Origin of the sequence: uncultured Tenacibaculum sp. (assembly GCF_947499065.1) — a bacterium.
In the GTDB taxonomy this organism is placed as follows: domain Bacteria; phylum Bacteroidota; class Bacteroidia; order Flavobacteriales; family Flavobacteriaceae; genus Polaribacter.
In genome coordinates this window covers 12,813-29,088 of the sequence record NZ_CANMMT010000004.1, presented here as the reverse complement: position 1 = coordinate 29,088, position 16,276 = coordinate 12,813, and the positions used below count along the sequence as shown (strand labels likewise).

Sequence of the window (16,276 nt, the reverse complement as noted above, 5' to 3'; positions counted from 1 at the left end):
TTTTTTGTTTATTAAAAAACAGGAAGTAAATACTCACTAAAAAACCGTTAAATACACCAAGTGAGCAAAGAAAGAATATGATTGGGTTACTAAAATTCATTACAATTTTATAAAGTCTAAACTTCGACTAAAATATAAAATAATGAATTATAATCTTTTTAAAGTTCGTTAAATACTTTTTTTGCTTGCACTATATGACGCTCATTATGATAAATTACAAATCGAAAAGTATCTCCTAATCGCAACTTTAATAAAGGTAAAGTTATACTTGTTTTTGTTTTGGTTAAGTTTTTGTTAGCTGCTACTTTTAACAATTCTAAAAGTTCTTTTTGAAACATTATAAAGCGCTGCAATACTTCTTCTTTATTTAATTTAGAATATATCGGGTTTTTACTTTTAAAAGTATTCATTGTTTTCATTCCTTCCTTAGGCAACATATCTAAAGCAAACTTATTCCCTAAATACCCTGATGTAAATGTATTTGATGCGGGATACTTAGAACTTTTCATTCTTTTTCCTAGTTCTGGATTATAAAATGCTGCATATAGATTTAAATGTTCCAAACATTCTAAAACTGACCAAGACTTCTCACTTTTTTTAGATTGAAGTTTTGCTTCTGACTCCTTTTGTAAGGCTTCTGCATATTCAATATGTGCTGTTACATATTGTTCTAATTCTGTGAGTAAATCTGCTACTTTAAAAACCATTCTCTATTTTTATTTCAAAATTGAGACTTTTAACTATTATAATTCTTGATTCTAATCAAGAGTTTTTAATATTCTCGATAATGTTTCTGGTGTCATTCTTAAATAAGACGCTATATACTTTTGTGATATTTCTTGAAATACCTGTGGACTTCTTTTAAATACTCGTTCAAATCGTTTTTGTGGTGAATAGGTTATAAGGTCTATTTCTCTTTCTATTTGCTGATACACAAAACTCTCCAACAATTTTTTCCAAACCTCTTCATACTCTTTCGCAGAGTTTATAAAACGCATATATCGTTTTTTAGAAATTACTTTCAATTCGCATTTCTTTAAGGCTTGAATAAAAAAAGAGGTCGGCTGTTCAGTTAAAAAACAATCCAAAGCGGTTATTATTGAATTTCTATACCCAAACCTTATGGTATGTTCTTCTACCTCATCATCAATAAAAACACGTAAACTTCCTTCTTTTACAAAATATAAATTGGTATTCGTATCTCCTTGATTTACCAAGAATTCGTTTCGCTTAAGCGTAATTTCTTTTTCCCACTCTCCTTCTAATGCTGCTAACAATTTTTCTAATGGATTCATGTAAACAAATTCAATTGATTGGTTTGGTGTTTATCAAATTTAGTAAAATCTAACGGAGGAAAGTGACTTTCCTTTAAATACAATTTTCTGGCTAGCTTAAACTGCATTGTTATTTGTTCAGCTATTTTCCCTTCTCCTCTCATTCTGGTTGCAAAACTTGAATCATTTAAGGTTCCGTTATGACAGTCTTCTATTTGATGTAGAATTTTGTTTGCTCTATCTGGATATGCTTTTTGTACCCAATTGGTAAATATCTCTCCAATAGCACCATTTAAACGCACTACTGTATAACCTACTGACTTTGCCCCTAATTCACTAACCTTTTTTACTAAAGGTATAATTTCATGACTATTTATTGACGGTATAATGGGAGCCATCATTACATTTACTGGGATTCCATTCTTAGCCAACTCTTTTACTGTTTCTAATCTCTTTTTTATGGTTGCAGTTCTTGGTTCTACCGCTCTTCTTGTTTCTTCCGATAAAGAGGTTATTGAAATACTTACTCTTAACAAATTCATGGAAGCCATTTCTTTTAAAATGTCTAAATCACGAAGTATTAATGAGTTTTTAGTAATTATACTTACTGGATGCTTTAGCTTTAGTAATACTTCTAACATCGCTCGTGTAATTTTTAACTTCTTTTCTATGGGTTGATAACAATCCGTATTTCCCGACAACATAATATTTTGTGCTTCCCAACTCCTACTTCGTAGCTTTTTTTCTAGTAATTCTGCCGCATTGGCTTTGTATAAAATTTTTCTTTCAAAATCCAATCCTGCTGAATATCCCCAATACTCATGACTATTTCTTGCATAGCAATAAATACACCCGTGTTCACATCCTTGATATGGATTCATTGAATATGTAAATCCTATATCGGGACTCGTTACTTTGTTTAAAATAGTTTTGGGATAAATTTCTAAGTACGACGTTTTATTATTGTCAACCTTTTCGTTTTCTACTTCACAATAATTTAAAAAGTCGTCTAGCACCTCATGTTGATGTTGTAAAAATTTATTATGGGTATTATGCTGTGCACCACGTCCTTTAATGTAGTCCTCCATTTTTAGTCTCAATAAAATTATATAAAAAATGTCTTTAGAATGATTTTATCGAGAACACGTTAGAAAACTTCTCGACAACTAATTCCGATAGAAAAACGGAATCACTCGAAGTGACTTTATAAAATTACAGGAAAAAGAAACATGAAAATGTTAATGTTTGAATAGCTTATTAACAATATTCAAAACTCCATATTTATAAAAGAAAAACGATGAGAAAATTAGTAACTAAATTTCTCATCGTTCTTTTTATCTATTAAAATATCATAAGCTTTTTTAAACTCTTCTCATTTTATCAAGCAACCAAAAATCTGCTAATACTAAAGCAGTTAAAGCTTCAACAATAGGGACAGCTCTTGGAACTACACAAGGATCGTGACGTCCCTTTCCATGTATTTCAGTGGCTTCTCCTTCTGAGTTTATCGTTTCTTGATTTTGCATAATGGTAGCTACAGGTTTAAATGCTACTCTAAAATACACATCCATTCCATTAGATATTCCTCCTTGCACTCCTCCTGAAAGATTTGTCCTCGTTGTTCCATCTTCATTAAAAATATCATTATGCTCTGAACCTTGCATTTTAGCTCCACAAAAACCACTTCCAAATTCAAAACCTTTTACTGCATTTATAGACAACATCGCTTTTCCTAATTCTGCATGTAACTTATGAAAGATTGGCTCTCCTAAACCAACTGGCATATTTTGAGCCACACAAGTAATTGTACCTCCTATGGTATCACCTGCTTTTCTTATTTGATTGATTTTTTCAATCATTTGTTCTGCTGATGCTTCATCTGGACAACGTACTATATTGCTTTCTGTTTTTGAAAAATCTAAATCTTGATAAGGCTTTACCATAAAAATATCACCTACAGAAGATGTAAAGGCGTTGATATTAATGTGCTTTATTAATTGTTTAGCCAAGGCTCCCGCTACAACCCAATTGGCTGTTTCACGAGCAGAAGTACGTCCTCCTCCTCTATGATCTCTTATACCATATTTCTTATCATAGGTATAATCGGCATGAGATGGACGATACACATTAGTATTATGATTATAGTCCTTACTTTTCTGATTGGTGTTCTTAATTACAAAACCAATAGAGGCACCAGTTGTTTTACCTTCAAATATTCCTGATAAAAACTCTACAGTATCTGGTTCTTTACGCTGTGTTACAATTTTAGACTGCCCCGGTTTACGTCGGTCTAATTCATATTGAACAGCCTCTAAATCTACTTCCATACCTGCAGGAAAACCATCAATAACTCCTCCTATTGCAGTACCATGTGATTCACCAAATGTGGTTACTTTTAAAATATTTCCAAATGAATTAAACATGTTTTCTTTATTTTAAGACGAAAGTAAATTATTTACCCTGAATAATTGCAATGAAAAAACCATTATTATTCAAATAATATGGCTGTAAAAAAGATTTTTGATGACTTATTTTTTCTTTTTCAACCTAATGAAAACTCAATTTTTAAAAAAAGTAAAAAAAATTACAGCACCAAACTTACTGATAGTAAAAAACTTACGATTACACATTTAAAAAACGCTTACTTTTCATTAAAAAATCTGTCTATTTCTTTTTCAAAACTAAAAAAAGATACTATATTTGCACCCGCAATCAAGGAAATATCTTGAGTGCTAGTCAGGAGAAATGGCAGAGTGGTCGAATGCGGCGGTCTTGAAAACCGTTGTCTGTAACAGGACCGGGGGTTCGAATCCCTCTTTCTCCGCAAAACCGAAGCAATAGCTTCGGTTTTTTTTAGGGGATTAAAGAAAAAGCTTACAACGTAAGCTTTTTTCTATTTATACAAGTTTCTTCTTTTAAATACTCCCTTATATTCAATTAGAATACACATAAAATATTTTCCAATAAAAAAAGATTTATAATAAAAGAAAAAAGTTGTAGTTCATTTAGATAAAATATACTATATTTGCACCCGCAATCAGGAAATACTTGATAGCAGGTCTGGAGAAATGGCAGAGTGGTCGAATGCGGCGGTCTTGAAAACCGTTGTCTGTAACAGGACCGGGGGTTCGAATCCCTCTTTCTCCGCAAAACCGAAGTAACTGCTTCGGTTTTATTATTTTTAGGGGAATTAAAATAAAAGCTTACAATGTGTAAGCTTTTATTTTTTTATAATGTTTTCTACACATTATATTTTCCTTAGTAATAAAGGAATACCGATTTACTTCTTGTAATCCTAATATGAGGAAAACTTAGAATCCTTTTTCTAAAATAATCGAATCACTTTGACTTACTTTTTGACGCCAGGCTTTTATTGCTTGATACTCTGGATCATTATAAAAAGCTTCTGCTGCTGTCTTTGTTGGAAACTCTACAATTACAACACGCCCTTCAGGAACTGTTCCTTCAATAGTCAATGGATTTTCATCTACTGCTACCGTTACTCCTCCATGACGTTGCACAATAGGCACTGCGTTTTCTATATACTCTTTATTAAAGGTTTCTAAATCGTTTACACGTACAAATGCTAACATGTATGCTTTCATAATATTTATTTTAATGATTAATACTGTCACAAATGTATTTTGTCAACAATTGGTGTGCATTAATAAATATTAAGAATTCAAATTATCGCGAAGCTCTTATTTTGTCTCCTTTAGCTTTACTTAGCGCTTCTGGAGTAATCCCTAAATAAGAAGCAATCATTCTTTGAGGCACTCTTTGGGTTAAATTAGGGTATGTTTCTATAAAATGTTCGTAACGTTGTAAACCAGAATAACTCATTAGCATAATTATTCTTCTTTGAAGTACCAACATTCTTTTGGCTATGGCTGGAGCGTTTGGAGAAATTTGACTAAAATCTTTTTCTCTTACTTGAATTACTGAATCTTCAAGAGCTTCAATAAAAAAATCACTAGGTTGTCCTTTTTCAACAGCATCTGCTATAATCCACCCTTCCGGAGCAAACATAAAAATATGTTCTTTCCCCTTCTCATCTATAGTATAACTTCTTAAAAGTCCTGATACCACTTCATAAACCATAGTTTCAAGATCTCCTTTATATTGTAAAATATCTCCTTTCTTAACTTCTATAGTTTTCATTCTTGAATTTTAATAGTTTAAACCTTATTAAATATACATAAACTAACTAATTCTTTAATAAGAAACCATCATATATGAGAAAAGAAGTATACTTTTCAGATACTTCTTTTCCTTAAACTATAACCAAAAATTAACAATGAAAACTTAAACTTTCAATTATTAATCATAAAATTACTTCTAGAAATCAGTTTTTTAAGAAAAATTAGATGAAGTTAATTTATGTATCGATAATGAGAAGACTTTTACACATGAAATAATCTCATTATTACTATTTTTAGCCTCTAATTAAAAAACTGCTATTCTTTTAAAATGATTTTCTTTCTATTTTTTATACTCATCATTGCTTTTATCCTTATTAGAAATACCGGTAAAACTAAATCAGAAACAAATAAATGGAAACAACCTGCTTCTGCTTTCCCTAAAAAATGGTCAATTATTTTAACTCAAAAAGTAACTTTTTATAACGCCCTAACATCCGAAGAGAAAGAATTGTTCGAATTCAAAGTCCATGAATTTATTTTAAACTGTAAAATTATTGGTGTAGATACAACGGTTACTATTACCGACAAACTTCTTATAGGTGCTAGTGCTGTGATTCCTATTTTCAATTTCCCTAATTGGAAATACCCAAACATTTCTGAAGTTATCTTATACCCAGATATGTTTAATCAGCATTTTGAAACTGAGGGCGAAAACCGTAGAATTTTAGGTATGGTAGGAAATGGCTACATGGAAGGCAAAATGATATTATCTAAACCTGCCTTACATTTAGGTTTTACCAATGAATCTGATAAAAAGAATACTGCCATTCATGAGTTTGTGCATTTAATAGACAAACTAGATGGAAATATTGATGGTGTACCTCATGTATTATTAGAAAAACAATATACTATACCCTGGATTGATTTAATTAATAAAAAAATTGACGAAATTTATAATGAAGATTCAGACATAAATCCATACGGTGGAACCAATAAGGCTGAATTTTTTTCTGTTGCTAGTGAGTATTTTTTTGAAAGACCTAAGCTATTAGCCAGAAAACATCCGGAGTTATATGCTTTGCTTGAAAAAATATTTAAACAAGACATGGACGATATGAATCTTCATTTTAAACGTATTGATATTTCTAGAAATGATCCTTGTTTATGTGACAGTGGTCTTAAATACAAAAAATGTTGTGGTACTAACTAAACTCTCTTTAACTAAAACTATTATTTACAGCTCTCTACTCTTGAGTTTGTTATATAGTTGTAATTCTAAAAAAGATTCACCACCTTTTAAAAGTTCTAGAACTGCACTTCTTTCAAAACTAGACAGTAATTTAAGCGAAGAACAATGGGATAGTGTAAATGCAACTTCTCCTAAAGTGATTCAACATAAAAAAGTAAAACGAAATTCGAAATACAAAACATTAGGTTGGTATCTCTATTCTAACGGCACAGTTTATAAGAATTATAATTTCGACTTACTTTGGGCACTTTCTTATTTTTCTTATAAGGTAAACCCCACAACAGGAGCTCCTAAAAATATAGGCAACTGGAAAACCACTGCTATTATAGACAGCGCTAAAGCTCACAATTGCAAAGTATTTTTATCGGTCTCTAATTTTGGAAGTAGTAACAACGCTACATTTTTAAGTAATACCAAAGCTCAAGAAAAATTAATTGACAATCTAGTTACACTTTTAGATTACAGAAAAGCGGATGGTATTAATATTGACTTTGAAGGTATTGCTAAAAAAGACAAACAACTTTTTTCCTCTTTTGTGAATCGTATTTCTAAAAAACTAAAAGAAGCCAATCCTAATTATCTAATCACCTTGTGCCTCTATGCTAATGACTGGCACTATATTTTTGATATTAAAAAAATAAACGTTTCTGTTGATTTTTATACACTAATGGGGTACGACTATTATGGAAACTTTAGTTCCAAAGCAGGTCCGATTAGTCCACTAAAAAATAGCTCCGAATTTGGAAATGGGTTAGAACATTCCATTAAATATTACCTAAAAAAAGGAGTATCTCCTTCTAAACTTATTGTCGGACTCCCCTATTATGGTGCTGAATGGTATACAAAATCAGAAAATGTACCTTCTAAAGTAATTAAATACAAATCGAGTCCAACCTACAGTACTATTAAAAGAATTTATATCGACTCTTTAAAAATCCCTGTACAATTTAACAAAGAAAGCGCTAGTACTTACCTCAGTTTTAAAGAACACAATGCCTACCGACAATTATGGTTTGAAAACCCTAAGTCTTTAGCTTTAAAATACGATTGGATTAAAGAGCAGCAACTAGCTGGTGTTGGTATTTGGACTTTAGGTTATGACAACGGTTATCTTGAATTATGGAATCTTTTAGCTGAAAAATTCTCTGAATAATTTCTAATAAATTTCTTTTCTATAAGTCTATCTCTTTTAAAGCTTTGATATTATTTCGTTCTAAGAAAGCATCTATTGTTTCAAAATGCTCTATTACACGTTTATCTTTAAACTCAAATACTTTTTGCGACAATCCTTGTAAGAAATCACGATCGTGAGACACCAATATCAAAGTTCCGTCGAAATGCAACAATGCTTCCTTAATCACATCTTTAGAGCGTAAATCTAAGTGATTTGTTGGCTCATCTAATATTAGTACGTTTACTGGTTCTAATAATAACTTCACCATTGCCAAACGTGTTTTTTCTCCTCCCGATAATACTTTTACTTTCTTATCAATATCATCGCCTGAGAACATAAATCGTCCTAAGATATTTTTGATTTGAGTTCGCACATCACCTTCCGCTACCTCATCTACTGTTTGAAAGATAGTTAGTTCTGGATCTAATAAAGATGCTTGATTTTGTGCAAAGTAGCCCACTTTAGCATTGTGTCCTAATCCAGCTTCTCCTTCAAAATCTATTTCTCCCATGATAGCTTTTATCATAGTCGATTTCCCTTCTCCATTTCTTCCTACAAACGAAACTTTTTCTCCTCTCCCTATTGAAAAACTTGCATCTTTAAATACGGTTAAATCTCCATATTCTTTAGTTAAGCCTTCTACTTTTACAGGATAATCTCCAGAACGTGGTGATGGTGGAAAGCGTAATTTTAATGAAGATGTATCTACCTCATCAATTTCTACAATGTCTAACTTTTCTAACATACGTTCTCTAGAAGCTACTTGATTTGTTTTTGAGTAAGTTCCTTTAAAACGCTCAATAAATGCTTTGGTATCTGCAATAAACTTTTGTTGTTCTTGATATGCTTTTAATTGATGTGCTCTTCGCTCCTTTCGTAACTCTAAATAATGAGAATAATTCGCTTTGTAATCATGAATAGTTCCCATAGTTACCTCAATAGTTCTATTAGTTATATTATCAATAAAAGCTTTATCGTGCGATATAACAACTACGGCTTTAGCTTTGTTTAATAAAAAGTTTTCTAACCAAATTACCGATTCTATATCTACGTGGTTTGTAGGCTCATCTAACAGAATTAAGTCGGGTTTTTGTAATAAGATTTTTGCTAATTCAATACGCATACGCCAACCTCCACTAAACTCTGAAGTTAAACGATTAAAATCTTCTTGTTTAAACCCTAGTCCTTTTAAAGCTTTTTCTACTTCAGCTTCGTAATTTATTTCTTCTAAAGCATAATATGTTTCTCCTAAGTCCGATACACGTTCTATAATTTTCATGTATTCTTCAGACTCATAATCGGTACGAGTTTCTAATTGCTTATTTAAAGATTCCATCTCTGCTTTCATGGCAAATATTCCTTCAAAAGCCTTAGATGCTTCCTCTTTTACCGTGCAATTATCTTCCATTAATAAATGCTGTGGTAAATAAGCTATTACGGTATCTTTTGGAGTTCTAACACCTCCTTTAGTGGCTTTTGAAACTCCAGCAATAATCTTCATCATGGTAGACTTCCCTGCTCCATTTTTACCCATTAAGGCTATTTTATCATTCTCATTGATAACAAAAGAAACATCTTTAAATAATGTTCTCCCGCTAAATTCTACCGTTAATTGATCTACCGTAATCATAATACTAAATTTTGAATCGCGAAATTAGCAAAATCTATGTACATCGTATTAAATTTTTTACAATTGATGTATCTTCTATTTTCTTATATTTGAAAGAAAATTGCGCAGCGTTTATTCTTTTCTACATTTTGCCTTAGCTAATTATAAAGTAGGCTGACTAAAAACATATAAAAGTTTCGTATATCTAGTCAAACTATAAAGCACACAAACAGAAATAAAATATTAACTATAAACAAGTTACACTATATTTAAAATAAACAAATGAAACAAATTTTAAGCTTATTGATTTGTACATTTTTAATTACATCCTGTGCAAATAAACGTAAAGGTGAACAAAAAACTGGACTACTCTCAAACTTCATAAGTATAACCGATAATGAAGATGCTGGAGTTAAAGAAATTCTAGACTTTTATGGTGGACAATGTAAATATTCAATCGGAACTTCAATTTCAACAAAAAATGGAAAGAAAAAGTATTTTGAACTTGAAATAAGTAAAAGTGAAGTTTTAGAGAAAAATTTTAATAGAATAGAAATGCCAGCTTCAAATATTGCCTATCTTTTTTACAGAAATTTAAAAAAAGAGAAAAACAATTATGATGAAATTCATTCTACGATAATTTTCGAAGATGGAACAAAAAAGACTTTTCCATATTCTGTAGCAACTCTTGAATTAGTAAATAACAGAATGAAATTAACAAATCATACTATAAATTTATTAACTAATAAAGATTACGAAACTCTAAAGTCTATACTCAATACAGAATTATTTGAATTTGATAAAAATGAGCTCATAACTAACATCAAAAAAATTGAGTTGCAATTAGGAGAAATAAAAGAATTTAGACCTTATGGTTTTAGAATAAGAGAAACTAAAAATAGTATTAATCTTCTTCATATATCTGGTGCAATAATTAGAGAAACTCAAAACAATGAGTTTAGTGTTGATATGAATTTGGATTCTGCAAAAGAAGAACTTTACCTCTTACAATATAAGTTATAATTAAATAAAAATGTTTTACAGTAATGGTTATAAATAATTACTTAACCATTAAACTACTCATAAATAAGACCGTTATAACATATTATAATCCACTAGGAATTACAACTAATAAAACAACTTACAATTAAGTTTAGACTCTTATAAAACACATGAAAAAGATAACGATTATACTATTGAATTTATTTTTTTATTCTAATATCATTGCTCAAACCCAAGAGAACAATACAAATAAAATTAATCATTTATACAATTATACTCCTTCAAGTTTAAATACTAAGAATTATGTTTCTGATTTAGAAACAAAATATAAAATAAAGATTAATAAGATAAATAGTTTATTAGCTTTCGGGGTAGCATATACCGAATTAAAACTTAATGACAATGAGTTTCTAACAATGGAGAAACACATTGATCAATTGGCTAATGAATTATACAATGATGGAATTCAACTTCTTTTAAAAGGAGTTTGGGCACATGGAGGTACTTATTTCTCTTCAGAAATTATTAAAGGAAAAAAGATTGAAGTTCTAGTATTTTGTTATGGAAATATTATTAAAGATAATAAAGTAATCTCTAGAATTTTTGAAAAATTTAACCAAAAAATGAAAGAAAAAATTGTGACTAACGTTCTACAACAAAAACTATAATTAATAAGAGATTTGATACTTTTCATAACCAAAACGTTATATATAATTTGAGTAATGATTTTATTCTATAATTAGAAACTTTATTAAAAAATAATGGAAAAATGAACGGAATAACATTTATAGAAAATTATATTGAGAATCCAGCTGAACTTTTCGAGTATTTAAAAAAGAATGTTGAATGGGACAAAAGAATGTCTGCTCGAAAAACAGCTAGCTATGGAAAAACATATAATTATTCTCAAATTAGCTATCCTTTTCAAGAGTTTATTCCTGAATTAAATCACATAATTGAAAAGATTAACAATACTCTCAATTTTAAACCAAATAACTGTTTGATTAATTATTATTTAGATGGTAAATCTAAAATGGGATTTCACTCTGACCAAACAGATATTTTATTTGAGAATACTGGTGTAGGAATAATTTCAATAGGAGAAACCAGAACATTGAGATTTAGGAATATTAAGAATCGTGACTTAATAAAAGACTATAAACTTCCTTCTGGTTCGTTCATTTACATGACAAATGAATTACAAAATGAATGGCAACACTCAATTCCAAAATCAGATACTGAAAATGGAAGAATGAGTTTAACATTTAGAAAGATAAAAGGAGACTAAATGATGAAACTTATTAATAATCTAATACTCATATCCTTTCTAATTATAAACGTTGCAAATGGACAAAATATGAAGCCTAAAATTGAAGAATTAATTGCTGTAAAGCTTATTGATACTGAACAAAAAGAAGAAATGATTAAATTTCTATCTAGATATGGCAACTAACCAAAAGAACAATCATTTATTCATTGTTTCAAATAGAATATAAGAAAGAAACAGGTTATGAATATTCTGGCTTAGACACCTTTCTAGATTTTGAAAAGGAAAAATTAAAAAAAAATGAACAAAATCGAATAAACACTATATTACTTGAATATCTTAAAAAGCTAAAAAAACTCGAGCTTATTAACCAAAAACAATTCGAATACCAATCGGATAGAATAGTAAATAACGAATACATTCATTTATTTCATTTTTTGCTAGATTTAATTAATCAAGTATATTTTGAAGAATGGATGAGTGTTGAAAAACTTGATAATTATAGAAAAAAACTTTTTGAAAATAAGATTATTAGTAAAAAAGAAAACGAGCTCTTAAAATCTGATATTAAAAACAACAAATTGGAATCTCCTTTTCAATTTATTGATTATTGTGAAAAAGCAAGGTTTTTCGATTTATCTAAATATTCTAATTCACCTAAAAATTATTTAGAGCAAATTCATAAATTAACATCAGAAATATTACCTGAATTAAACTTTACTGACTTCAAATATGAAATTAAAATAGATTCTTCAGATTCTTATAACGGTTATACTCCTCACTATTTAATTGTTTCCATAAAATCTAATGAAAAAACATACAAAATGAAGAGTTTTATTTCACCACATGGTATTGAAGGAAATAATTATTTTGGAAAAATAGATAATCAAGAATATTATAAAATTTTCAATAAGGTATTAAAAGATACTCAATCACCTTATCAATTACATTTAATCAATTCAAATTATAACTATAAACAACGAAACACACATCAATATTTTGGGATTGTTGCTTTAAAAAAGGAACAACTTGAAATGTTTCGATATCTAAACAGTTATTGGGAATTAAGTTATGAGAATTTCAATAACTCTCTAACTACTAAAAAGATTAACACGGCTATTCAAGAGTATCAAGAATTAGGCTTATTCAATCATTTAAATAATAATCAAATAAATAAGAGTATTAAAGATGTTAAAGAAAAAATGATTAGAAATCTTAATGAAGTCTTATTCTCATTTCCTGACATTATAGTATCATTTGATTATGAATTATATAATTTAGAAAATCCTTACGAAGAAATTGTTTCTGAATATTCAAAAATCTCACACCAAGAATTTAATCCAACTAATATTAAAGATAACTTTCGCTTGCAAAAAGAAAAAGTTTCTTTGTCTTTTAACTTTAACGGAAAAAGTTATAAAACAGAATTTAAAATTAATAGAGATTGGATTGATGAACGTTTTTTTGATTTTATGGATAAAATCATTGTTGAAAATAAATTAAATGGGCAATTTTATAAACTAAATGGAGAAGGTTTTACATTAATTTATTTAACACCTGAACAATACAAATACATTAAAGAGAAAAAACTTTTAGTTTTTGCTGATGAAGACTAAAGTTAAAACCATGAATAAAGCTATTAATCCAAGCAACAAAACTCTATGAAAAAAATAATACTAAACATAAGTATTATAATTGCTATTATATCTGGAATTTTCTTAATTGGCTATTTATTTATTGCCATCAATGTTTGGTATCAATTTAATGTAGGGTGTGGAATGGATGATGGACCTTTTGAAGCTGTAAAAATTAATAAAATTGAATTATCAGAGAAAACCGAGATATTTAAATTAGAAAATGGAGTATTAATTTTAGACAATAGAAATGATACTTTATCTCCAATTCTAATGTATAAAAAAAATAATACGATTAAGTGGGTTTTAGATACAGACGTTAGAAGTACAAAAGGTTATGAAAACTGTAGAATTTCATCTATTAATGATTTAAAAATCAACGAAAGTTCTAAGGGGTTGAATCTAAAATTTTATGCTTTATGGACTTATGGAGCTGAGAGAGGTTCTATGAATATTGAGAAAAAGAATGGAGACAATAAATTTTGTTTAAGTTGGTAATTAAAATACTACACAAAAAGAAAAATACATTAGAAACTAAAAAAGCATGAAAAAAGAATTTTACCTATACATTATAATAATTTTTCTATTACTTATAAGTTCTTCTTTAATATATCCATATTTTATAGAAATTAGTCTATCTAAACTAAGTTTAGATTATTTACAAGTAATAATAACAGATCATGATAACCAAATTAAATCTGCTATATTATTTTCTTTATCTATAGGAGCATTACCTTTACTTTATTTAGCATTACAAAAAACAACGAATATTAATTTTTTATATAATGGAATTAAAGCTATTAGCATTTTCATTCTTTCTGGATATTCCTTGTGGCTCTTCAGAATTTTTCAATTGAATGCTAAATTTGAATTATATAATACTTTAAATAAAATTGATAATCTAAAGACTACTATCAATCTCAATGTATTTAATCTTGAATTATATTTATTTATTGGTTTTATCGTTGGTGGAATAATTAACATAGTCCTTTTTAAAAGAAAAAAACAGATTTCACTTTAATAAATTTCTTACATATTACTTAATGAAAGACATTAAAAAACTAATAGAACTCATTTCAAAGGATTCTAATTGTACAGTTTATAAACCTAATAATGATTTGACTATCAATAGGAAAATCCCTGAAGATTTAAAAGTATTTTTTACACTAACAAATGGTATTAGTTTATTTGAAAACGAAACTTTTGGAATTAAAATTATTGGAAAAGAAGATTTCATTTCAACTAACAAATATCTTTATCCAAAAGATGATGTTATTTGGGAAGAACTTGAAGATGATATAACTAATGAATGGTTTCTTATTGCTAAAAATGAAGAACTAGCTCAATACATAAGTATAGACTTAACCGATAAAAAATTTGGTAAATGTTATGATAGCTTCATGGATACTCATGGTGAAGAAGGAATGTCTGAAATAATAGCGAATAATTTTACGGAGTTACTTTATAATTTTTACCAGAACCAAGGAAAAGGTGAAAGCTGGTATTGGATAAATAATAATTTTAAGAAAATTGGAGATGCTTTTGACTAATTAGGCTAATTTCAAAATGATGATTTTTGTAATTCTAATAAATTTGTAAACTTATGTAATACATAAATTCTAAATTATTGAAATATAAAAAAGGACAAGTTGTTAGAGAAAAAACATTTTTTTAAACTAAAAAAGGGTATTATTTTGCCGTTATAGTAACAGTTTTAATCGTAATTATTACAATACATACACAAACTCTTTACTGATGGTAATTTTGATACTGAAAATATTGGTGTACTTATGGTTTCTTTAGGAACTATTTGGAGTGGAGTCCGCTGGAATAAAAAAAAACATGGTTAAAACAACAAACAAACTAGAAGACTTATTACAAAAAGGATTAGATTATTTTTCTAAGACTTCAGAAGAAGAAATTAGTAAGAAACTAGCTCCTGAAAAATGGTCTAAGAAAGAAATCTTAGGACATTTAATAGATTCTGGAGTTAATAATCTTCAGCGATTTACAGAAATTCAATTTGAAAACAAGCCCTATAGAATTCGAAAGTACAATCAGAATGAATTAGTAATTGCTAACGATTATCAAAATGCTCAAACTAAAGAACTTCTTAGTTTTTGGATTGCTATCAATAATAGAATTCTTAACATAATGAAACTTCAAACGGAAGAATCTCTTAATTATAAAATTGAACTGAGTATTGATAATATTTCTGACTTACGCTTTTTAATGACTGATTATGTTGATCATTTAGAACATCATTTAAATCAAATTATTAAATAATTTATATTTTACAGCTTATATATCCCTATCATATTTCTAAGTAGATAAATAATGACTGAAAAAGAGAAAATGCTTAATGGTGAACACTACAACTCAAGAAATCCTGAGTTAATTAAAACATATCATAAAGCTAGAAAATTATTAAAAAAGTATAATAATTTAGATTCTGAATTAACTCAGGAACGAACACAAATCTTATCAGAACTTTTTGAATTTAAAGGAACGGATGTTTGGATTGAGACACCTTTTTTTTGTGATTATGGAGAAAATATTTCAATAGGAAAAAATACATTTATTAATACCAATTGTATATTTTTAGATAACAATAAAATTACCATTGGAAAAAATGGGTTAATTGCTCCATATGTCCAAATATACACAGCTAGTCATCCTATAAAAGCATCTGATAGAATATTGGAAAATGAACATAATTCTCGTTATATAACTTTTTCTAAGTCAGTTACTATAGGTGATAATGTTTGGATTGGAGGTAATTCTGTAATTTTACCTGGTGTTACCATTGGGAATAATGTTACTATTGGTGCTGGTAGCGTAGTTACTAAAAATATTCCTGATAATGTTTTAGCTCTTGGAAATCCTTGTAGAATAGTAAAAGAACTCTAAATTAACTATACTTTT

At 28.6% G+C, this 16,276-nt stretch carries 19 protein-coding genes and 2 tRNA genes; 14 read left to right on the top strand and 7 right to left on the bottom strand.

The annotated features are described in order from the left end of the window. Positions 1 to 158 precede the first annotated feature (158 nt). The 4 genes from Q0958_RS09840 to aroC all read right to left on the bottom strand — a co-directional run bounded on the left by Q0958_RS09840 (position 159) and on the right by aroC (position 3,697). Positions 159 to 707: a DinB family protein gene (locus Q0958_RS09840; protein WP_299122487.1), complete on the bottom strand. Its 549-nt coding sequence runs from the start codon at positions 705 to 707 to the stop codon at positions 159 to 161. A gap of 51 nt (positions 708 to 758) precedes the next feature. Continuing rightward, complete coding sequence (locus tag Q0958_RS09835) at positions 759 to 1,295, bottom strand: Crp/Fnr family transcriptional regulator (RefSeq protein WP_299122485.1); 537 nt, start codon at positions 1,293 to 1,295, stop codon at positions 759 to 761. Next, positions 1,292 to 2,362 carry a PA0069 family radical SAM protein gene (locus tag Q0958_RS09830; protein WP_299122483.1) on the bottom strand — a complete coding sequence of 357 codons (1,071 nt, stop codon included), beginning with the start codon at positions 2,360 to 2,362 and terminating at the stop codon, positions 1,292 to 1,294. Before Q0958_RS09830 ends, Q0958_RS09835 begins: the two co-directional genes overlap by 4 nt. Before the next feature lie 273 nt (positions 2,363 to 2,635). After that, complete coding sequence (gene aroC / locus Q0958_RS09825) at positions 2,636 to 3,697, bottom strand: chorismate synthase (RefSeq protein ID WP_235275937.1); 1,062 nt, start codon at positions 3,695 to 3,697, stop codon at positions 2,636 to 2,638. A 316-nt stretch (positions 3,698 to 4,013) separates the two neighbouring features. Here aroC and Q0958_RS09820 point away from each other — a divergent pair. Beyond that, a tRNA-Ser gene (locus tag Q0958_RS09820) sits at positions 4,014 to 4,098 on the top strand. 238 nt (positions 4,099 to 4,336) lie between these two features. Then, a tRNA-Ser gene (locus tag Q0958_RS09815) sits at positions 4,337 to 4,421 on the top strand. A 164-nt stretch (positions 4,422 to 4,585) separates the two neighbouring features. On the opposite strand, the gene Q0958_RS09810 is transcribed toward Q0958_RS09815, so the two are convergent. Then, positions 4,586 to 4,879 carry a DUF1330 domain-containing protein gene (locus tag Q0958_RS09810; protein ID WP_299122478.1) on the bottom strand — a complete coding sequence of 98 codons (294 nt, stop codon included), beginning with the start codon at positions 4,877 to 4,879 and terminating at the stop codon, positions 4,586 to 4,588. An 82-nt stretch (positions 4,880 to 4,961) separates the two neighbouring features. Continuing rightward, on the bottom strand, positions 4,962 to 5,435 hold the full coding sequence (locus tag Q0958_RS09805) for a Crp/Fnr family transcriptional regulator (RefSeq protein ID WP_299122476.1): 474 nt from the start codon (positions 5,433 to 5,435) through the stop codon (positions 4,962 to 4,964). Between the two features lie 309 nt (positions 5,436 to 5,744). On the opposite strand from Q0958_RS09805, the gene Q0958_RS09800 reads away from it, so the two are divergent. Together Q0958_RS09800 and Q0958_RS09795 are read left to right on the top strand one after the other, a co-directional pair. Then, entirely contained in the window at positions 5,745 to 6,626 is an 882-nt protein-coding gene (locus Q0958_RS09800; RefSeq protein ID WP_299122473.1) for a zinc-dependent peptidase, read from the top strand. Positions 6,627 to 6,666: 40 nt separating this feature from the next. After that, positions 6,667 to 7,818 (top strand): glycosyl hydrolase family 18 protein, encoded by a 1,152-nt coding sequence (locus Q0958_RS09795; protein ID WP_299122470.1) that lies wholly within the window; start codon positions 6,667 to 6,669, stop codon positions 7,816 to 7,818. Between the two features lie 19 nt (positions 7,819 to 7,837). Here Q0958_RS09795 and Q0958_RS09790 read toward each other — a convergent pair whose 3' ends face one another. Further along, positions 7,838 to 9,469: an ABC-F family ATP-binding cassette domain-containing protein gene (locus tag Q0958_RS09790; protein WP_299122467.1), complete on the bottom strand. Its 1,632-nt coding sequence runs from the start codon at positions 9,467 to 9,469 to the stop codon at positions 7,838 to 7,840. 261 nt (positions 9,470 to 9,730) lie between these two features. Here Q0958_RS09790 and Q0958_RS09785 point away from each other — a divergent pair, with 261 nt between their 5' ends. The 10 genes from Q0958_RS09785 (at position 9,731) to Q0958_RS09740 (ending at position 16,261) form a co-directional block, all read left to right on the top strand. Then, complete coding sequence (locus tag Q0958_RS09785) at positions 9,731 to 10,471, top strand: hypothetical protein (protein ID WP_299122464.1); 741 nt, start codon at positions 9,731 to 9,733, stop codon at positions 10,469 to 10,471. 149 nt (positions 10,472 to 10,620) lie between these two features. After that, positions 10,621 to 11,118, top strand: coding sequence for a hypothetical protein (locus Q0958_RS09780; protein ID WP_299122461.1), 498 nt, complete (start codon positions 10,621 to 10,623; stop codon positions 11,116 to 11,118). A gap of 101 nt (positions 11,119 to 11,219) precedes the next feature. Beyond that, a complete protein-coding gene (locus Q0958_RS09775; RefSeq protein ID WP_299122458.1) occupies positions 11,220 to 11,738 on the top strand; it encodes an alpha-ketoglutarate-dependent dioxygenase AlkB in 519 nt (172 codons plus the stop codon). After that, on the top strand, positions 11,739 to 11,903 hold the full coding sequence (locus Q0958_RS09770; RefSeq protein ID WP_299122455.1) for a hypothetical protein: 165 nt from the start codon (positions 11,739 to 11,741) through the stop codon (positions 11,901 to 11,903). A gap of 23 nt (positions 11,904 to 11,926) precedes the next feature. After that, positions 11,927 to 13,333: a hypothetical protein gene (locus Q0958_RS09765; protein WP_299122452.1), complete on the top strand. Its 1,407-nt coding sequence runs from the start codon at positions 11,927 to 11,929 to the stop codon at positions 13,331 to 13,333. 45 nt (positions 13,334 to 13,378) lie between these two features. Continuing rightward, entirely contained in the window at positions 13,379 to 13,849 is a 471-nt protein-coding gene (locus Q0958_RS09760; protein WP_299122449.1) for a hypothetical protein, read from the top strand. A 46-nt stretch (positions 13,850 to 13,895) separates the two neighbouring features. Beyond that, positions 13,896 to 14,372 carry a hypothetical protein gene (locus Q0958_RS09755; protein WP_299122446.1) on the top strand — a complete coding sequence of 159 codons (477 nt, stop codon included), beginning with the start codon at positions 13,896 to 13,898 and terminating at the stop codon, positions 14,370 to 14,372. 22 nt (positions 14,373 to 14,394) lie between these two features. Then, a complete protein-coding gene (locus tag Q0958_RS09750; protein WP_299122441.1) occupies positions 14,395 to 14,901 on the top strand; it encodes an SMI1/KNR4 family protein in 507 nt (168 codons plus the stop codon). 292 nt (positions 14,902 to 15,193) lie between these two features. Beyond that, positions 15,194 to 15,637 carry a DinB family protein gene (locus tag Q0958_RS09745; protein WP_299122438.1) on the top strand — a complete coding sequence of 148 codons (444 nt, stop codon included), beginning with the start codon at positions 15,194 to 15,196 and terminating at the stop codon, positions 15,635 to 15,637. Positions 15,638 to 15,688: 51 nt separating this feature from the next. Further along, on the top strand, positions 15,689 to 16,261 hold the full coding sequence (locus Q0958_RS09740) for a sugar O-acetyltransferase (RefSeq protein WP_299122436.1): 573 nt from the start codon (positions 15,689 to 15,691) through the stop codon (positions 16,259 to 16,261). The last annotated feature ends 15 nt before the right edge of the window (positions 16,262 to 16,276 follow it).